We start from the raw sequence: 18,276 nt of genomic DNA, 5'->3' as shown, positions 1-18,276 counted from the left end.
CCGAGCGAAAGAAGCACTCTTGGCGCAGTACCAGCCCTACCAGCAGCCGCACGCACAACCCCACTATGCCGTTCAGCCGTATCAGCGGCACCCGGAGGAGACGGACTCCCTCGGCAGCTGGATGCTCGCCGTTTTCCTCATGATGATTCCGGTGGTGGGGTTCATTTATCTGCTGGTGCTCGCGTTTGGCGGAACCGAGTCGGTGGCGAAGAAAAACTATGCCCGCGCGTCACTGTTGTGGTCGGCCATCCTCATCGTGCTGATGATTGTGGCCGCAATTATCATGGCCACCGCGGGAATCGCGTTTTTCTCCGGGCTCGAAGAGCCAAGCAGCGTCACGAACTACTAGCCGCGCTCGCCCCGCAAGAGCGCCAGGACGTCGTCGGCCGTCGCATCCGCGTCGAGCACATAATCCGCGAGCCGGTCCGACTGCTCGCGGGTGTAGAACGCATCCTCTTGCGCCTGCCAGCCGAGCCACCAGGACTCGTCGCCGTCGCGCGTGGTCGCACGGGCACGGCGGATGCGCTCGTCGGCTTCCAGCCAAATGGCGACGTCGAGAAGCGGGCGCGACGCATTCGAGATCGCGCCGCATCCCTCAATCACGATGAGCCCGGCCGGTTCGATCAGCGCCCCCGCGAAAAATTGATCGACGTGCCAGTCCCACCGATGCGTGCGGACGCTCTTGCCCTCACGAAGCGGTACGAGCACTTCGCGCACGAGATACTCCGAACCGGCATCCAGGCCCTCCCAGCCGGGATAAAAATTCTCGACGTGGAGGACTTGGCAGCCGGTGCGGCGAGCCAGCTGGTCGGCGAGAGTGGTCTTGCCAGATCCCGAGCGGCCGTCGAGCGCAACTATATGCAGGAGCTGCTACTTCTTCAGCGCTTTGATCACGCGAGGAAGTGCCCAGCCTGCGACCACCGTGAGCGGTACGCAAACGGCGAGCAGCGCGATGATGTTCGGACGGAACCGCGTGCCGTAGTCGTCGCCGACGTACGCACCGAGCGGGATTGCGACGCCGCCCTCACTCGTACCTTCGGCGTGGCGGTCGCTGTCAACGCCGCCTTCGCCCTCTGCCGAGCCTCCGGCCCAAAATGCCACGGGGATGATCTGCTCGTGGCCCAGGTCGATGCGGTCGCCATAGGCGAGGCGCGCACCAAGTTTCGAAATTGCGTCACCGGCTGGATTCAGTCGTTCACTCATGGGTCACACGCTACGGAGCTTGCATCCGTACATCCTGGAAGCCGCGGTCGAATCGTTGTGCCCCGCGCATACCGGGACACGGACACCCCGATTCAGGTGAACGGCCACCATCCCGACATAGAGTGACCTATTGATGAACGAGTCAACTATCGCTGAGACCTGGCCCGGTACCCCCTACCCGCTTGGAGCAACCTACGACGGCTCCGGCACGAACTTCGCGATCTACTCGCAAGGCGCGGAGCGCGTAGAGCTCTGCCTGTTCGATGACGATGGCACCGAACGTCGCCTTCGACTCTTCGAGCAGGATGCATACGTCTGGCATTGCTACGTCCCCTCGATCCAACCTGGCCAGCGTTACGGCTACCGCATCCACGGGCCGTATGACCCGGCCTCCGGGCAACGGTTCAACCCTTCCAAGCTCGTACTCGACCCCTACGCGAAGGCCGTCAGCGGCGATATCAAATGGGACCAGGCCGTCTTCAGCTACAACTTCGGTGACCCGGATTCACACAACGAAGACGACTCGGCAGCATTCATGCCGAAGGGCGTTGTCATTAACCCGTTCTTCGACTGGGCCGGAGACCGCCACCCCCGCACCCCGTATGCCGATTCCTTCATCTATGAGGCGCACGTCAAGGGTCTCACCCAGCTGCACCCCGAGGTACCCGAGGAGATGCGCGGGACCTACGCGGGCGTCGCGCATCCGGCCGTTATCGAACACCTCAAGAAAATCGGTGTGACCGCGATCGAGCTCATGCCGGTGCACGAGTTCGTGCACGACTCGGTGTTGGAAGAGAAGGGCCTGCGGAACTACTGGGGGTACAACACCCTTAACTTCTTCTCGCCCCACGGCGACTACTCCTTCGCAGGTGATCACGGCCAGCAGGTGCAAGAGTTCAAGGCCATGGTGAAGACGTTGCACGCGAACGACATCGAGGTCATCCTCGACGTCGTCTACAACCACACCGCCGAGGGCAATCACCTCGGCCCGACCCTCAGCTTCCGCGGTATCGACAACGAGTCGTATTACCGCCTCGAGGAAGACCGCCGCTACTACACCGACTACACGGGCACCGGCAACTCGCTCAACATGCGCAGCCCCCACTCGCTGCAGCTCATCATGGACTCGCTGCGCTACTGGGTCACCGAGATGCACGTCGACGGCTTCCGCTTTGACCTCGCGTCCACGCTTGCCCGCGAACTGCACGACGTCGACAAGCTTTCGGCGTTCTTCGACCTCGTGCAGCAAGACCCGATCGTCTCGCAGGTCAAGCTCATCGCGGAGCCTTGGGATGTTGGCCCCGGCGGCTATCAGGTCGGTAACTTCCCGCCGCTGTGGACCGAATGGAACGGCATTTATCGCGACACGGTCCGCGACTTCTGGCGCGGCGAGCCGTCGACCCTCGGCGAGTTTGCGACACGAATCTCGGGCTCCCCAGACCTCTACGAGCACTCGGGCCGCCGACCGGTCGCGTCCGTCAACTTCGTCACCGCACACGACGGCTTTACGCTGCGCGACCTCGTGAGCTACAACGAGAAGCACAACGATGCCAACGGTGAGGACGGGCGCGATGGCGAGAGTCACAACCGCTCCTGGAACATGGGCGCCGAGGGACCGACCGACGACCCCGAGATCAACTCGCTGCGCGCACGGCAGCAACGAAACTTCATCGCAACGATGATGCTGTCGCAGGGCGTGCCGATGATGCTGCACGGCGACGAGCTCGGACGCTCGCAGCAGGGCAACAACAACACCTACGCACAAGACAGCGAGCTGTCGTGGATCCACTGGGATCAGGCAGACGACGCGCTCATCGAGTTCACGAAGGCCCTGTCCCAGCTGCGACGCGAACACTCGACATTCCGACGCCGCCACTTCTTCAACGGCAGGCCGGCAAAACGTGGCGATGGCCAGGGCCTCCCCGACGTCGTCTGGATCTCGACCGACGGCGGCCAGATGGAGCACGAGGACTGGAACGAGGCCTACATCAAGGCCATGGGCTACTTCCTCAACGGTGACGCGATCGCCGGCCGTGGCTCGCGCGGACAGCGCATCACCGACCACAGCTTCCTCATCTACTTCAATGCATCCGGAAACGACGTCGAGGTAACTCTCCCCTCCGGCGAGATCACCTTCAACTGGGAATCGCTGATCGATACCTCCGGGACTACCACGGACAGCGCGATCCTGGAGCCCGGTGACACGTTCACGCTGCCACAGCGGACGCTTGTCGTGATGCGCGAGTACGACGAACCCGCGGCCGAACCGGACCACTCGGTTGCGGCATCGGTCGCGAACTGGACCCAGCCCATCCAAGTCATCACCCCAGGAATCGACGAGACGCCCGCCAGCTAAGCAGAAGGAAGATGCAAATGCGCACGCCAGCGAGTACCTACCGGTTGCAGTTGAACGCGGAGTTCACGCTCTACGACGCTGCCGAGATCATGCCCTACCTCGCGGGGCTCGGTGTCGACTGGGTGTACTTGTCCCCAATCCTGCAATCCAAGACCGGTTCGACGCACGGCTACGACGTCGTCGACCCGACTCGGGTGGATGAATCCCGCGGCGGGCGACGCGGCCTCGAGGCCCTCTCGAAGGCGGCACACGACGCGGGGCTGGGCGTACTCGTCGACATCGTGCCGAACCACGTCGGCATCGAGGTACCGCGCGAAAACCCGTGGTGGTGGGATGTGCTGCAGCACGGGCAGGAGTCGAAGTACGCGAAATTCTTCGACATCGATTGGGATCACGGTGGCGGCCGGGTGCTCATCCCGGTGATCGGCGACGACGACATGCCGCCGAGCCCAGGCGACCCGATCGGTGGGCTGTGGATCGACCGTGGGGCCGGCGTCGTCCGCTATTACGACCACGAGTACCCGCTCGCGCCGGGCACGGCCGACAACGAGGATGACGACCCGCGCACGGTGCTGCGGCGCCAACACTACAAGCTCGCGCACTGGCGCGAGGGCGATTTCGCACTGAACTACCGCCGCTTCTTCACCGTTACGACCCTCGCGGGTGTTCGCGTCGAGGACGACGAGGTCTGGGAGGATGCGCACGCCGAGATCCTGTCGTGGGTGCGGGACGGCCTCGTCGACGGCCTGCGGATCGATCACCCAGATGGACTGCGCGATCCGGAGGGCTACCTCGCGAAGCTACGCGATCGCACCGATGGCATCTACGTCACGGTCGAGAAGATTCTCGAACCCGGCGAGGACCTGCCCGACTGGTCTTGCGATGGGACGACCGGCTACGACGCGCTCGGCGAATACGAGCGTGTCATCGTGGATGCGACGGCGGTGCAGGTGCTCGACGAATCGACCTCGGCGCTCTCCCACACCGACATCGATGACTGGCCGACGCTCGTGCACAAGATGAAGCGCTTCGTGACCGACGGCCCGCTGCAGGCCGAGATCCGCTGGGTCGCGCGGGAGATCGCGCGCTCCGGCGTGCAGATCGACCGGGCCGAAGATGCGCTGTCGGAGATCGCCGCATCCTTCGCCGTCTATCGCACCTACCTCCCGACGGGCCGCGACCAGCTGGACCGAGCTGCGCGCGACGCCGCCGACTGGCGCGAAGACCTCGCGGCGCAGATCGAGCAGGTCTACGCGCTGCTGGCCGACCCCACGCATCCTGCCGCGAAGCGATTCCAACAGGTCACAGGCATGGTTATGGCCAAGGGCGTCGAGGACCGCGCGTTCTATCGGTATTCGCGGCTCACCTCGCTCAACGAGGTCGGCGGCGACCCGTCGCTCTTTTCGATCGACCTTCGGACGTTCCACGCGCTGCAGCAGCGCCGCCTCGAGTGGTGGCCCGCCGCGCAGACCGCGCTGTCGACGCACGACACGAAGCGCAGCGAGGATGTGCGCGCCCGCATCGACGTGCTGTCGGAGTTGCCCGAGCAGTGGCATGACCTGCTTGAGCAGCTGCTGGAGATCGCGCCGATCCGCAACCACTCGTTCGCGAATCTGCTGTGGCAGGCCGTGATCGGTGTGTGGCCCGCGCGTCGGGAACGCCTGCACGAATATGCGCTCAAGGCGGCGCGGGAGGCTGGCGATCACACGACCTGGACCGAGGTTGACGAGGACTACGAGGCCGAGCTTCTCACCGCGGTCGACACAGCCTTCGACCACCCCGCGGTGCGGTCGTTGATCAACAACTTCCTCGACCTCGTGCGCGTCCCGGGCTGGACGAATTCGCTCGTGCTGAAGACCATGCAGCTTCTCGCCCCGGGCGTGCCGGATGTCTATCAGGGTTCCGAGCTGTGGAACTTCTCGCTCGTCGACCCCGACAACCGTCGCGCCGTGCGCTGGGACTCGCGCCGGACCGCGCTCGACGCCGTGAACCGCGGCGCCCGCCCGGAGATCGACGAGTCGGGCGCGGCCAAGTTGATGGTGACGACCGCGGCGCTGCGGATTCGCAAGCACTTCGCGGAGCGGCTGAACCGCTACGAACCGCTGTACGCGACGGGAGCGGGCCGCGACCACGTGATCGCATTCAATCGCGGCGGCATGGCCTTTGTCGGGATGCGCAGACCCGTCGGTCTCGAAGCCGGCGGCGGCTGGCACGACACGAAGCTGGCGATACCTGAGGGCACCTGGGTGGACCAGCTCTCGGGCCGTCAGTTCGCAGGGTCGGTTCCGCTCGGCGCCCTGCTGAGCGAACTGCCCGTCGCGATTCTCCTGCGAAGTTAGTGCCGATTCTTGAGTCACGGATCTTGAGTAGCGAAGTGTACCGAAAGACCAGCGCTGCGCTCGACCGCTAGTGAAGGAGGCTGATCGCCATGCGCGATCCACGTTTCGATGTCTGGGCACCGTTCGCCAAGCGGCTGCGCGTCCAGGTTGATGGCGAGATCTACGACATGGTGCGTAGCGACGAGTCGTGGTGGCGTCCCGTCGGACTTCCGGAGTTGCCCCCTGAGGGTGCCGGTCATGAGTCCGACTATGGCTACCTGATTGACGATGACGCGCATCCATACCCCGACCCGCGATCGCGCCGCCAGCCCGGCGGCGTGCACGGGCTCTCGCGCACCTTCGACCCGAATTGGTACGACTGGGGCGACTCGGAGTGGCGTGGTCGCCAGCTCGCCGGTGGAGTCATCTACGAGCTGCACATCGGTACGTTTACCCCCGACGGCACGCTCGACTCGGCGATTGAGCGGCTCGATCACCTCGTTGACCTCGGCGTCGACTTCGTCGAACCCATGCCGGTCAATGCCTTCAACGGAGACTACGGCTGGGGGTACGACGGGGCTTACTGGTTCGCGGTGCACGAGCCCTACGGCGGCCCGCTCGCGTATCAGCGCTTCGTGGATGCGTGCCATCAGCGCGGTCTCGGCGTGATTCAGGATGTGGTGTACAACCACCTCGGTCCGTCCGGTAACTACCTCGGCAAGTACGGGCCCTATGTCGCGAATCAGCACCAGACGGCGTGGGGCGATGCGGTCAATCTCGACGGCTTCGACTCTGACCAGGTGCGGCGCTACATCACCGACAACGTGCTGATGTGGGTGCGGGACTTCCATGTCGACGGGCTCCGGCTAGATGCGGTGCATGCGCTCGTCGACACTCGCGCGGTGCACATCCTCGAGGAAATCTCGATGGAGGTGGAAGCGTTCTCGGCCCACGTCGGGAGGCCGCTCACGCTCATCGCGGAATCCGACATGAACGCGCCCCGGATCATCCAGCCGCGAGTGGCCGGCGGCTACGCGATTACTGCTCAGTGGTCCGATGACTTTCACCACGCCGCCCACGTGACGCTGACAGGCGAGGACGATGGCTACTACGAGGACTTCGCCGAAACCCGCGGCCACGGGATGGGCGCGCTGAAGAAGGTACTCACCCGCGGGTTCTTCCATGACGGGGCAATCTCGACGTTCCGGCGCCGACACCACGGCCGTCCGCTCTCCCCCGGAACCAACGCGTGGCGACTGGTCGCATCCACCCAGAACCACGACCAGATCGGCAACCGCGCCCGCGGCGACCGGCTGTCGGAGAAGCTCTCGGCCGATCAGCTCGCGGTCGGCGCCACGCTGCTGATGTGTTCGCCGTTCACGCCGATGCTGTTCATGGGCGAGGAGTGGGGTTCGACGACGCCGTTCCAGTTCTTCTCGTCGCATCCCGAAGCCGAGCTCGCGAAGTCGGTCTCGCAGGGGCGCATCCAGGAGTTTTCGCGGATGGGCTGGGACGAGAGCGAGATTCCCGATCCGCAGGATCCGGAGACCTTCCGCCGCTCGAAGCTCGAGTGGATGGAGCTCGACAAGCCCGAGCGCGCGGCGCTTTTGGATGTGTACCGGCGGCTGATCGCGCTGCGGAAGGCGCATCCTGAGCTCACTTCCCCATGGCTGCGGGATGTGACAGCCGAGTACCACGTCGAATCGCGTGTGTTCACCTTCTGGCGCGGCGACCTTGAAGTCGTACTGAATTTCTCGGATGAGACCCAGCACGTCGCGCTGGACGTCGACGTGCACTGGACTGAATACCGCGAGCTGCCGCGCATCCTGTTCGCGACTCGTGACGACGTGCGCGTGGACGGCGAGCGCGCGACACTGCCGCCGTACAGTGCCGCGGTCTTCGGCCCGACGCCCGAGTGAGGTTTGGTTCTGCGGCTTGAATTTTCAAGCCTGGCGAGATTGGTGGCTTGAATTTTCAAGCCAGTATTTTCTTCGGTGAAAGATCAAGCCAAATACGTGCCGCCGAGGGGATATACCCTCCGCGCCAGGTATTTGGCAGAACTTTTTAAGCCACCGTTTGGCGGCTTAAAATTTCAATCGAGAACTCGCGCAGTGCTTAAATTTTCAAGCCTTAACTCGCGAAATACGGTGAAACCTCACACCAGAAAGCTAACGCCTTACGAATTTTTGGCGGGAAAAGTGTCAAGGCCGAAGGAATTAAACCGAAAAAAACTTTCCTGAATACAATTCCATGCTGCCGAAACTCGCGACACCTTATTTCACCTGGGCTCACATCCCTTCAACACCACATGTCCGACGGCGAGCTTCAATTTGTGCGTGATGCCGCAAACAAGGTTACCCATTGCTGAGCATTCAGATCTTTAGGAAGCATTGAAGACACAATCCGTTCCTCGGCAAGGACCCGCTGAACATTATTTCGGGCGCTTGGCTCGACTGTGCGCTGCAGAATCGAATGCAGTCCTCGCCCACGACCCGTGAACACTGCGTGAACGAACCGGTTGTACGCTTTCCGTTGTTTTCGCGACACGAGAGGCTCCGGTCGTCGACGCATCCTGAGCAACCCGCCGTCCACGCTGGGCCGCGGTTTGAAGGCCGCGGCCGGGACTCGGCCTTCAAGAGAAAACTCGATCCACGGCCACCACTGCGCCGTCATCATCGTCGCGCCGCCGACGCCTCCGCGTCGCCTGGCCACTTCCCACTGCACAAGCAAAACGGCGTCGGTCCACGTATTGCTATGCAGGATGCGTCGAAGCATCGCGGTCGTGAGATGGAACGGCAGGTTTCCCACAATGACGCTCGTGGATGGATGGAGCCGCCAATTGAGAAAATCTTCGTGAACGACCAGCACGGAATCGTCGACCCGTGGCTTTAAGCGGTCGACGAGTGTGCCGTCAATTTCCACCGCGGTGATGGGCCTACCCAATTCCTGCAGTTCGAGTGTGATCGCGCCTGACCCTGCGCCAATCTCAAGGATTGGTCCTTTAGTTTCAGCCACAAGGCGCACTAGCTTGGCAATAGTTTTTCGGTCGGTGAGAAAGTTTTGACCGTGTTCATGGCGACCGCCACGATATGTAGACATTAGAAAATACTCCGCAGAAGTTGCAAACTTCCGGGCAGCATGTATCGCCGCCCGGCTGGATACCGGAAACGGCGGAGTGAGAGGAGTCAGCCCGCCGCTATGAGCGGCGAATCCGAACGAAGGCGATCAATGCACGAGAACACATGCCATTAGTCTATCAAACGACAAAGTTGACAGCGGGCGCGTTCCGACTGCTCGTGACCTCAAGAAATTCGGTCAACATCTTCACACCGCAATCAGGGGTGGCCTAAAATTTCACGCAAAAGCAAACGCGGGCTTAAATCTTCAGACCGCACTTTTCACGTCTGAAAATGAACGCCAAATAGCTGGTGTGGAGGTATATAGCCTCGGTGAAAGCCATTCGGCGGGATTTTTCAAATCATCATTTGCGTGGCTTAAAACTCGTAGCCACGCTTCGTGGCGGACATGAAAATTCCAGCCAGGCTTCGGGACGAAAGCGAAGATTCATTCCAGACGAGCGCCGATGGTGAACGGTCGTGCCGACAGCAACAGTCAGTCAAACCCCTGGGAGGGGCGGTTCGGGCGCTCACTGAGGCCGGTGCCGCGGTCGCGACGTTCGCGGCGGCCGAGCAGGGATGCGGGGCGCAGCGCATCCCGACCGAACCGGGTCGTCGCCTGGTCGATGGTGCGCTCGGCGGTGTCCCATTCGTCGGTCTGTTCCTCGTCCCACAGCGTGAGCGCCATCCCCTCGCCGCCCACCGCAAGCTGGTCGGCGCGCACACCGATCAACCGCACGGCCTGCCCCTCGCGGTGCGCCTCGTCGAGCAGCCCACTCGCCGCCTTGAAAATCGTCAGCCCTGTGTCGGTCGGCCGGGAAAGCCGGGTCTGCCGAGTGATCGTCTCGAAGCTCGACCACCGCAACTTCAGAGCGATCGTGCCCGCGACCAAGCCGGCCTTGCGCAGCCGGGTGCCCACCGCATCCGCCTGGGCCCGCACCTCCCGCTCGAGTTCAGCGTGCGAGGTCACCTCGTCGAAAAACGTCTGCTCGTGAGAGACCGATTTCTCGGCCCGCTCGGTCTGTACCGCTCGCGAGTCGCGACCCCACGCGAGTTCCGAGAGCCGGCCCGCGCCAGCCTTGCCCACGATCCGCTCCAGCACCGGCACGGGCGTGTGCGCCAGCTCAAACACGGTGTGGATGCCCCGGCTCGCGAGGCGCTTCTCGGTCGCGTCGCCGACGCCCCACATGGCGCCGACCGGGAGCTGGTGTAGGAAGGCGACGGTGTCCTGCTCGGGAATCACCAGCAGCCCGTTCGGCTTGGATTTCCCGCTCGCGAGCTTCGCCACGAACTTCGTCGCTGCGACCCCGACAGAACACGGCAGGCCCGTGCGCTCGAGCACCCGCGCGCGAATCAACCGCGCGATCTCGGTTGGCGAGCCGAACAACCGGGTGGCCCCAGACACATCCAGGAACGCCTCGTCGATCGAAAGCGGCTCGACCAACGGCGTGATCTCGCGGAAGATGCCCATCACAACGGCGCTTGCCGCGCGGTATTTCTCCATGTGACCGGGCAGCATCTCGAGGTGCGGGCACAGCTGCAGTGCTCGGCCGATCGGCATCGCGGAGCGCACCCCGAACGCGCGCGCCTCATAGCTCGCGGAGGAAACTACCCCGCGCCCGCCCGAACCGCCCACGACCACCGGTTTGCCGCGCAGATCGGGACGATCGAGCAACTCGACCTCGACGAAGAACGCATCCATGTCGACATGAAGGATGGTGGCAGTCGAGTCGTCGGCGACAACGCCAACCTCCCGAGCACCAAAATCCTTCTTCGACATACCCCCTATTGTCGCCCCAACCCCCGACATTTCGCGCCTGACGCATAGACTCGAAATTATGGATGCGAAGCAGATGAATGCCACGCGCGCGTGGACGAAGAACTATGCCGAGAACGTACCCACCGACATTGACCCAGTGACCGAGTCGATGTACGACGCGCTAGCGAACCGGGCCAACAACTACGGGGACTCCCCCGCACTCGAATTCTTTGGCGCCGAGCTCACGTTCGGTCAGCTGCACGAGCACGTCCTCCGCTTCGCCAACGGCCTGCGCCGCATCGGCGTGAAGCGTGGCGACCGCGTGGCACTCGTGATGCCGAACTGCCCGCAGCACGTCATCGCCTACCTCGCGATCCTCCGGCTCGGGGCGATCGCCGTCGAGCACAACCCGCTCTACACCCGCAGCGAGCTGCTCACCCAGTACCGCGACCACGGCGCGAAGATCACGATCGCGTGGGACAAGGTCGCCCCCACCGTGCAGTCGCTCGCCGGCGAGGTCGACGTGCAGCACGTCATCGCCGTCAACATGACGAAGATGATGCCGCTGAAGCTGCGCCTCGCGCTGTCCCTCCCCGTCGCGAAGGCCAAGGAATCGAAGGAGAAGCTCACCGCAAGGGCGCCGGGCACCGTCCCCTTCGAGAAGCTCCTCGGCCAGCAGCCGGTGCCCGAGTCACTCCCCGGCCCCGCAGCGAGCGACATCGCCTGCCTGAGCTACACCTCGGGCACGACTGGTACCACGAAGGGCGCGATCCTCACCCACTCGAACCTCCTCTCGAACGGCCGACAGGGTTCGGCGTGGATGCCCGAGTTCAAGCCCGGCGAGGAGACGATCTACTCGTTCCTCCCGCTGTTCCACTCGTTCGGGATGCTGCTGGGCCTCACCTACTGCATCGTGTCGGCCTCGCGTGTCACCCTTTTCCCGACCTTCGACCCGGAGCTCATCGCCACCGCATCCAAGAAGCACCCCGCCACGTTCATCCCCGGTGTACCGCCGATGTACGACCGGCTCGCGCGCGTGGCTAAGCAGAACCCAGATCTCGACCTATCGCAGTCCCGGTACGCGATGTCCGGCGCGATGACGCTGACGGACGCCACCGTCGAACGCTGGGAAGCGGTCGCCGGCGGCAAGCTCAACGAGGGCTACGGCCTCACCGAGGCATCGCCGTTCCTCTTCGCGAACCCGTTCTCGGACAAGCGCAAGATCGGCACGATTGGCCTGCCCTGCCCATCCACCCACATGAAGGTCGTCGACCAGGACAATCCCGATGTCGAGGTCGAGCTCGGCGAGACCGGCGAGCTGCTTGTCAAGGGCCCGCAGGTGTTCCAGGGCTACTGGAATAACGATGAGGAGACCGCCAAGGTCCTGCTCGAGGACGGCTGGCTGCGCACCGGTGACCTCGTATCGCAGGATGAGGATGGTTTCGTCACGATCGTCGACCGCAAGAAAGAGCTCATCATCACGGGCGGGTACAACGTCGCGCCCTCCGAGGTCGAGCGCGTGCTGAACGCGTACGACGGCATCGCGGAGAGCGCCGTCGTCGGCGTCTCCCGCGGCAAGTCCGGCGCGGAAATCATTACCGCGGTCGTCGTTCTCGAAGACGGCGCCGAGTTCGACGAGATCGGCCTGCGCGCACACGCCCGCGAATTCCTCGCGGAGCACAAGGTGCCCCGCAACTATCTCGTCTGGGACGAGCTGCCGAAATCCATGCTCGGCAAGGTCCTGCGTCGCCAAGTCAAAGAAAAGATCGTGAATGACTAAGAACTACCCGCTCGATGACTCGGATGCACCCGAGATGGGCGATATCGACAAGCTGCCGCCGCTCGAGTCATTCCTCGAAACGCTCAACCTCGTCGACACGGGCGCGCGCACGAGCAACGACATCTTCACCGGGAAGAGCCAGTGGATGCCGCACGGTCGCGTCTTCGGCGGACAGGTCTCGGCCCAGTCGATCATGGCCGCGAGCCTCACCGTTGACGAGGACCGGCCAATGCACTCGATGCACGGTTACTTCCTACGCCCCGGCGACGTTCGCTTTCCAATCACGTTCGCGGTCGATCGCATCCACGACGGCCGCTCGTTCAGCACCCGCTCGGTGCGCGCATTCCAGCATGGACAGCAAATTTGGTCGATGATCGCGAGCTTCCAGGTCGAAGAGGACGGGCTAACCCACGCGGCCGAGATGCCGGGCCGCATCCCCGACCCCGAATCTCTCGAGAGCGAGGCCAGCCAGGTCGCGGTGGCCGGTGAGTCGCTCGCAAACTACTGGGTGCACCGGCGACCGTTCGCGATGCGCCACGTCGATGGCGCACTCTATCTTCGCCCGGCAGATCGGCGCGAGGCCCGCGAGATGGTGTGGGTCAAGGCGCAGGGTCAGCTGCCGGATGACCCCGCCGTGCACCGCGCCGCGCTGTGTTACGTGAGCGATTACCTCATGCTCGATCCGATTCTTCGCCGCCACGGACTCGCGTGGATCGACCGGCGCATCCGCGTCGCGAGCCTCGACCACGGGCTGCGCTGGCACCGCTTCGCCCGGGCCGACGAGTGGCTGCTGCTCGTGCTCGATTCACCGGCCGCGCAGAACGGTCGCGGCCTCACGAACGGCCAGTTCTTCGACCGCCAGGGGCGTCTCGTCGCGAGCGTGTCGCAAGAGGCGATGATCCGCCTCAAGGAGTAGTCGGGCTCTCGCCTGCGCCGGCGACGCGAGTAGCGCGTGCGCGGCGGGCCAGCGTGACCGCAGCTCAGTGCGCCAGCGCGAGCCTCAGCTACCGGCCGGGCTCGCTAACGTAGCGCCAGGGCCTGGTGGTGGCCTCGAGACGGTGGCGGCCTTTACCGGTGCCGTCCTCGTCCTCGAACTTCGCGTCGCCGAACCAGCAGAACATCTTGCCGCCCTCGCGCACTCGCGTCTCGAAGTGCTCGAAGGGCTCGGCCGCGCAGCGCTCGAGCGCCTCGGAGGTGCTGCTGGATGCGCTGATCTGGAACAGCGTCACCCACGTTGGCGGCGCGAGGACGATTTCCTCGCGCGCGTGGGCATCGAGCATGTCACCGGGGCGCACCCACGCGAGGTCCACGACCTCGGACTCATGCGCTACCGGCGTGCCGCCGGGGTTCGGGCCCATAAAAAACCATGTGCGAAACCGCGGCCTCACTTCTGCGGGCGGGCTCCAGATCGCGTGCGCAACAAAGGTCGACGGGTCAGCCTCAAGGCCGGTCTCTTCGCGCGTCTCGCGAACGGCCGCTGCGAGTGCCGCGGCCCCCTCGGCCTCGTTCGGCGCAAGCGCGTCCCCGTGATCTTCTTCCTCAACGGCACCGCCCGGCCAGACCCATGCATCCGCAAACGAGCCCTTCGCCGGACGCTTCATCATGAGCGTCTCCAGCCCCGACTCACCGTCACGCATCAAGATTGCCGTCGCGGCAAGTCGAGTCCCGTTCCGGTCCGCTGACTGCATATCCAACTTGCCTTCCGTTGTCGTGAAGTGCGTGTCTCGCACACTACCGTCCTCATCCTGTGCGGACGAGTAGCCTGTAGATATGACCACCCTCGATGGCCCTAAGAGCCTAGTTCAGTGCATCCTGGCCCCAAATCCAAACCACATGACGCTCCAGGGTACAAACAGTTATGTGCTTGGAGCGAATTCCGGACGATCGGTCGTGGTTGACCCGGGTCCAGATATGGCCGAGCACCTGGATGCGATCGTCGCCGCAGCGGGCGAGGTCGAGTTGGTGATATTCACGCACGAGCACATCGACCACACCGAGTCGATCGACAGTTTCGTGCAGCTCACCGGTGCCCCCGCGCGTGCCCTACGAGCCGAGTACTGCCGTAATGGCGCTCCCGTTATCGACGGCGAGGTGATCGAGGCCGCGGGAACGACCCTCCGCATCCTCGCCACACCTGGCCACACCTCGGACTCGATCAGCATTGTGCTGCCCGAGTTCGGCGAGCACGGTGCAGTGCTCACTGGCGACACGATCCTCGGCGGTTCGACCACCGTGATCGTGCACCCGGACGGTTCGATCGCGGACTACCTCGAGTCGCTCGACAAGATCGAGGCCCTCGGGGACGCGCGCATCTTCCCGGGTCACGGGCCCGAGATCGCGAGCGCGGCGGATGAGGCGAGAAAGTTGCGTGCGCACCGCAAGAAGCGCCTCGCGCAGGTCGAGCAGGTTGTCGCCGAGCACCCGAACGGGGATGCGACCAGCGTCGAGGATGTCCTCGCGATCGTGTACGCGGATGCGCCGCAGCGCGTGTTGGGTGCCGCGCGGCTGTCCATCGAGGCCCAGCTGCAGTACCTGCGCGGGTAGCGCGGCGGGCCTTTCGAATCGGCGGTCTTCGACCGTCACTCAAGGCACGGGCAATACCGCAGGTGCCGCCCGCCTACGCGAGGGCCTGACAGTGTTCGCGGGCCACACTTCGCTCGTCTAACGAAGCGTGGCCCGCGGTGTATTCGTCCGGGACGCGACCTAGTTGCTCGCGGCGCGCTCGAGGATGAGCTCGCGCACGCGCTTGGCATCCGCCTGGCCACCCATAGCCTTCATGACCGCACCGATGATCGCGCCGGCGGCCTGGACCTTGCCGTCCTTGATCTTCGCGAGCACGTCCGGCTGAGCTGCCAACGCCTCGTCGATGGCCGCGATGAGCGCGCCGTCATCCGAGACCACGGCGAGCCCGCGGGACTCCACGACCTCACGCGGCGAGCCCTCGCCTGCGATGACGCCCTCGAGCACCTGGCGCGCGAGCTTGTCGTTGACGGTGCCGTCCGCGATCAGCTCTTCGAGCTGCGCGATCTGCTCCGGGGTCGCGACCTCGGTCGGGTGGTTACCGCGCTCGTTCGCGATGCGGCTCACCTCGCCGAGCCACCACTTGCGCGCACCGGCCGCGGTCGCGCCGGCCGCCACGGTCTCGGCGACAGCGTCGAGCAGGCCACCGTTCACGATGTCCTGGAACTCCTGGTCGCCAAAGCCCCAGTCCTGCTTGAAGCGGCGGCGACGCAGCACCGGCTGCTCCGGCAGCGCATCCCGCAGCTCCTGCACGAGCTCGGCCGAGGGCTGGATCGGCATGAGGTCCGGCTCCGGGAAGTAGCGGTAGTCGTCCGCGTCTGACTTCGGACGGCCCGACGAGGTGCGCCCGGTGTCCTCGTGCCAGTGGCGGGTCTCCTGCTGGATCGAGCCGCCGCCCGCGAGAATCGCGGCCTGGCGCTGGATCTCGTAGCGCACCGCGCGCTCGATCGAGCGGAACGAGTTCACGTTCTTCGTCTCGGTGCGGGTACCGAGCTTCTCCGCGCCGCGCGGACGCAGCGAGACGTTCGCGTCGCACCGCAGGTTACCGCGCTCCATCTGGGCGCGCGAAATGCCGAGGGAACGCACGATGTCGCGAATCGTCGACACGTACTGCGCCGCGAGCTCGGGGGTGCGGTCCTCGCCGCCGAAGATCGGCTTCGTCACGATCTCGACGAGCGGCACGCCCGCGCGGTTGTAGTCGACGAGCGACGAGCTCGCGCCGTGGATGCGGCTCGCGTTACCACCCACGTGGGTGAGCTTGCCCGCATCCTCTTCCATGTGGGCGCGCTCGATGTCGACGAAGAAGACCGTGCCGTCCTGCAGCTCCACCTCGACCTTGCCGTCGTACGCGATCGGGTCGTCGTACTGCGAGATCTGGTAGTTCTTCGGGTTGTCCGGGTAGAAGTAGTTCTTCCGGGCGAAGGTCGTCGTCTCCGCGATCTCGCAGCCGAGGGCGAGGCCGAGCGAGATCGAGTAGTGCACCGCCTGCTCGTTGACGACCGGAAGCGTTCCGGGCAGGCCGAGGTCGACCGGGCCGACCCACGTGTTCGCGTCCTTGTCGTTGTTCTCGTACGCCGGGTTCGGCGTGGGCGAGAACATCTTCGTCTTGGTGGCGAGCTCGACGTGCACCTCGAGACCGATGACCGGCTCGTACAGCTCGAGCGCCTTGTCGTAGTCCATGAGTTCTGGCTTAGCCATTAGCGGTTCGACTCCTTCAGTACGGGTGCCTGCGTGTGGAACGGCGTGCCCCGCTCCGCTTCGAGCGCCTGCTCAAGCGCGGCGCTCACCTGGTAGAGGCGCGCATCCCCGCGAGCTGGCGCCATGAACTGCATGCCGACCGGCAGGCCGTTCACGAGGCCGCCCGGCAGCGAGATCGCGGGCACGCCCGCGAGGTTCGCCGGGATCGACGTGAGGTCGCTCGTGTACATGTCCTTCGGCTCGGTCAGCTCGCCGAACTTCTTCGCGCCGCTCAGCGCGGTCGGGGTGAAGAGCACGTCGACCTGCTTGAAGGCCTCGGCGAAGTCGTTCTGCACGAGCGTACGAACCTTCTGCGCCGATCCGTAGTAGGCGTCGAAATAGCCCGAGGAGAGCGTGTAGGTACCGAGCACGATGCGGCGCTTGACCTCGGGGCCGAGGGCGGCGGCGCGCGTCGCGCTCATGACGCGCTCGACGTTGGCGTTCACAGCCTCGGGCACGACGCGCACGCCGTAGCGCACCGAATCGTAGCGGGCGAGGTTACTCGACACCTCCGAGGGCATCAGGATGTAGTACGCGGCGACCGCGTACTCGAACGTCTTGGTGTCGATCCAGGTCACCTCGGCACCGAGCTGCCGGAGGATCTCGACGTTGCGCTGGAACAGCGCGGCCACCTCGTCGTCATACGCGTCGCCCTCGGCGATCTGGCGCGGCACACCGATGCGCAGGCCCTTGATCGAACCTGGCTGCTGACCCGCGCGCGCGGCATCCGCGAAGGACTCCCACGCCTCGGGCAGCGAGGTCTGGTCACGACGGTCGTGGCCGCCGATGACATCCTGCAGCAGCGCCGAGTCGAGCACGGTGCGGCTCGCGGGGCCGATCTGGTCGAGCGACGACCCCATCGCGATGGCGCCGTAGCGGCTCACCGCACCGTAAGTCGGCTTCATACCGACGGTGCCGGTGAAGGATGCGGGCTGACGGATCGACCCACCGGTGTCGGTGCCGAGCGCGATCGGCGCCTCGTACGCCGCGACGGCTGCGGCCGAACCGCCGCCCGAGCCTCCGGGCACGCGGTCGAGGTCCCACGGGTTGTGAGTCGGGCCATAGCCCGACATTTCGGTGGATGCGCCCATCGCGAACTCGTCGAGGTTGGTCTTACCCAGGATGGGCAGGCCCGCCTCGCGGAGCTTCTCAACGACGTGCGCGTCGTACGGCGGCACCCAACCCTCGAGCACGCGGCTGGCCGCGGTGGTCACGAGGCCCTTGGTGACGATGTTGTCCTTGACCGCGACGGGGACACCCGCGAGCGGTGAGGTCTGGGTACCGGCGGCGCGCGCCTTGTCCGCAGCCTCGGCCTGCGCAAGAGCGCCGTCCGCATCAACCGCGAGGAACGCGTGGATCGAGCCGTCGACGGCGGAGATCCGCTCGAGGTGCGCCTGCGTCGCGGCAACCGAGGTTGTGTCGCCCGCGGCGATCGCGGCCGCGAGTTCGGCGGCTGTCAGTGTGGTGAGATTCGTCATTCGTCGCTC

Annotated in this window: 14 protein-coding genes; 7 read left to right on the top strand and 7 right to left on the bottom strand. The window is 64.9% G+C overall.

Annotation, left to right across the window (positions count from 1 at the left end; translation table 11 throughout):
• Positions 1 to 19 precede the first annotated feature (19 nt).
• Positions 20 to 349, top strand: a complete 330-nt coding sequence (locus tag GMOLON4_RS00315; RefSeq protein ID WP_106486591.1) for a hypothetical protein — start codon at positions 20 to 22, stop codon at positions 347 to 349.
• On the opposite strand, the gene GMOLON4_RS00310 is transcribed toward GMOLON4_RS00315, so the two are convergent.
• Entirely contained in the window at positions 346 to 804 is a 459-nt protein-coding gene (locus GMOLON4_RS00310) for a nucleoside/nucleotide kinase family protein (RefSeq protein ID WP_245575471.1), read from the bottom strand. The two genes, GMOLON4_RS00315 and GMOLON4_RS00310, sit on opposite strands and share 4 nt — an antisense overlap.
• Positions 805 to 870: 66 nt before the next feature.
• Positions 871 to 1,203: a hypothetical protein gene (locus tag GMOLON4_RS00305; protein WP_035732974.1), complete on the bottom strand. Its 333-nt coding sequence runs from the start codon at positions 1,201 to 1,203 to the stop codon at positions 871 to 873.
• A gap of 133 nt (positions 1,204 to 1,336) precedes the next feature.
• On the opposite strand from GMOLON4_RS00305, the gene glgX reads away from it, so the two are divergent.
• From glgX to treZ, 3 genes are all read left to right on the top strand, one after another.
• Positions 1,337 to 3,559: a glycogen debranching protein GlgX gene (gene glgX / locus GMOLON4_RS00300; RefSeq protein WP_035732975.1), complete on the top strand. Its 2,223-nt coding sequence runs from the start codon at positions 1,337 to 1,339 to the stop codon at positions 3,557 to 3,559.
• A 17-nt stretch (positions 3,560 to 3,576) separates the two neighbouring features.
• Positions 3,577 to 5,898 carry a malto-oligosyltrehalose synthase gene (gene treY, locus GMOLON4_RS00295; protein WP_026937170.1) on the top strand — a complete coding sequence of 774 codons (2,322 nt, stop codon included), beginning with the start codon at positions 3,577 to 3,579 and terminating at the stop codon, positions 5,896 to 5,898.
• Between the two features lie 89 nt (positions 5,899 to 5,987).
• The gene (gene treZ / locus GMOLON4_RS00290; protein ID WP_026937171.1) at positions 5,988 to 7,796 is read left to right on the top strand and encodes a malto-oligosyltrehalose trehalohydrolase; all 1,809 of its coding nucleotides are present in this window, start codon (positions 5,988 to 5,990) and stop codon (positions 7,794 to 7,796) included.
• Positions 7,797 to 8,202: 406 nt separating this feature from the next.
• On the opposite strand, the gene erm is transcribed toward treZ, so the two are convergent.
• Positions 8,203 to 8,976 (bottom strand): 23S ribosomal RNA methyltransferase Erm, encoded by a 774-nt coding sequence (gene erm, locus GMOLON4_RS00285; protein WP_026937172.1) that lies wholly within the window; start codon positions 8,974 to 8,976, stop codon positions 8,203 to 8,205.
• Positions 8,977 to 9,489: 513 nt separating this feature from the next.
• On the bottom strand, positions 9,490 to 10,773 hold the full coding sequence (gene dinB / locus GMOLON4_RS00280; protein ID WP_035732976.1) for a DNA polymerase IV: 1,284 nt from the start codon (positions 10,771 to 10,773) through the stop codon (positions 9,490 to 9,492).
• A gap of 58 nt (positions 10,774 to 10,831) precedes the next feature.
• Between dinB and GMOLON4_RS00275 the strand changes: the two genes are divergently transcribed.
• A complete protein-coding gene (locus GMOLON4_RS00275) occupies positions 10,832 to 12,532 on the top strand; it encodes an AMP-binding protein (protein ID WP_245575469.1) in 1,701 nt (566 codons plus the stop codon).
• A 34-nt stretch (positions 12,533 to 12,566) separates the two neighbouring features.
• On the top strand, positions 12,567 to 13,448 hold the full coding sequence (locus GMOLON4_RS00270; RefSeq protein ID WP_051266977.1) for an acyl-CoA thioesterase: 882 nt from the start codon (positions 12,567 to 12,569) through the stop codon (positions 13,446 to 13,448).
• Positions 13,449 to 13,536: 88 nt separating this feature from the next.
• Here GMOLON4_RS00270 and GMOLON4_RS00265 read toward each other — a convergent pair whose 3' ends face one another.
• Entirely contained in the window at positions 13,537 to 14,220 is a 684-nt protein-coding gene (locus tag GMOLON4_RS00265) for an NUDIX hydrolase (protein ID WP_106486590.1), read from the bottom strand.
• Between the two features lie 172 nt (positions 14,221 to 14,392).
• On the opposite strand from GMOLON4_RS00265, the gene GMOLON4_RS00260 reads away from it, so the two are divergent.
• Entirely contained in the window at positions 14,393 to 15,076 is a 684-nt protein-coding gene (locus GMOLON4_RS00260) for an MBL fold metallo-hydrolase (protein ID WP_245575470.1), read from the top strand.
• A 159-nt stretch (positions 15,077 to 15,235) separates the two neighbouring features.
• On the opposite strand, the gene gatB is transcribed toward GMOLON4_RS00260, so the two are convergent.
• Together gatB and gatA are read right to left on the bottom strand one after the other, a co-directional pair.
• Entirely contained in the window at positions 15,236 to 16,750 is a 1,515-nt protein-coding gene (gatB, locus tag GMOLON4_RS00255) for an Asp-tRNA(Asn)/Glu-tRNA(Gln) amidotransferase subunit GatB (protein WP_026937177.1), read from the bottom strand.
• A complete protein-coding gene (gatA, locus tag GMOLON4_RS00250; RefSeq protein ID WP_026937178.1) occupies positions 16,750 to 18,267 on the bottom strand; it encodes an Asp-tRNA(Asn)/Glu-tRNA(Gln) amidotransferase subunit GatA in 1,518 nt (505 codons plus the stop codon). The genes gatB and gatA overlap by 1 nt, the downstream gene beginning before the upstream one ends.
• Positions 18,268 to 18,276: the final 9 nt, after the last annotated feature.

This window comes from Gulosibacter molinativorax (assembly GCF_003010915.2).
GTDB classification, from domain to species: domain Bacteria; phylum Actinomycetota; class Actinomycetes; order Actinomycetales; family Microbacteriaceae; genus Gulosibacter; species Gulosibacter molinativorax.
This window is presented reverse-complemented; position numbering and strand designations above follow the sequence as displayed.

Excerpts from the sequence above, each read along its gene's own strand:
- GMOLON4_RS00305 (WP_035732974.1), bottom strand. The coding sequence starts at position 1,203 with ATGAGTGAACGACTGAATCCAGCCGGTGACGCAATTTCGAAACTTGGT.
- glgX (WP_035732975.1), top strand. The coding sequence starts at position 1,337 with ATGAACGAGTCAACTATCGCTGAGACCTGGCCCGGTACCCCCTACCCG.
- treY (WP_026937170.1), top strand. The coding sequence starts at position 3,577 with ATGCGCACGCCAGCGAGTACCTACCGGTTGCAGTTGAACGCGGAGTTC.
- treZ (WP_026937171.1), top strand. The coding sequence starts at position 5,988 with ATGCGCGATCCACGTTTCGATGTCTGGGCACCGTTCGCCAAGCGGCTG.
- erm (WP_026937172.1), bottom strand. The coding sequence starts at position 8,976 with ATGTCTACATATCGTGGCGGTCGCCATGAACACGGTCAAAACTTTCTC.
- dinB (WP_035732976.1), bottom strand. The coding sequence starts at position 10,773 with ATGTCGAAGAAGGATTTTGGTGCTCGGGAGGTTGGCGTTGTCGCCGAC.
- GMOLON4_RS00275 (WP_245575469.1), top strand. The coding sequence starts at position 10,832 with ATGGATGCGAAGCAGATGAATGCCACGCGCGCGTGGACGAAGAACTAT.
- GMOLON4_RS00270 (WP_051266977.1), top strand. The coding sequence starts at position 12,567 with ATGGGCGATATCGACAAGCTGCCGCCGCTCGAGTCATTCCTCGAAACG.
- GMOLON4_RS00265 (WP_106486590.1), bottom strand. The coding sequence starts at position 14,220 with ATGCAGTCAGCGGACCGGAACGGGACTCGACTTGCCGCGACGGCAATC.
- gatB (WP_026937177.1), bottom strand. The coding sequence starts at position 16,750 with ATGGCTAAGCCAGAACTCATGGACTACGACAAGGCGCTCGAGCTGTAC.
- gatA (WP_026937178.1), bottom strand. The coding sequence starts at position 18,267 with ATGACGAATCTCACCACACTGACAGCCGCCGAACTCGCGGCCGCGATC.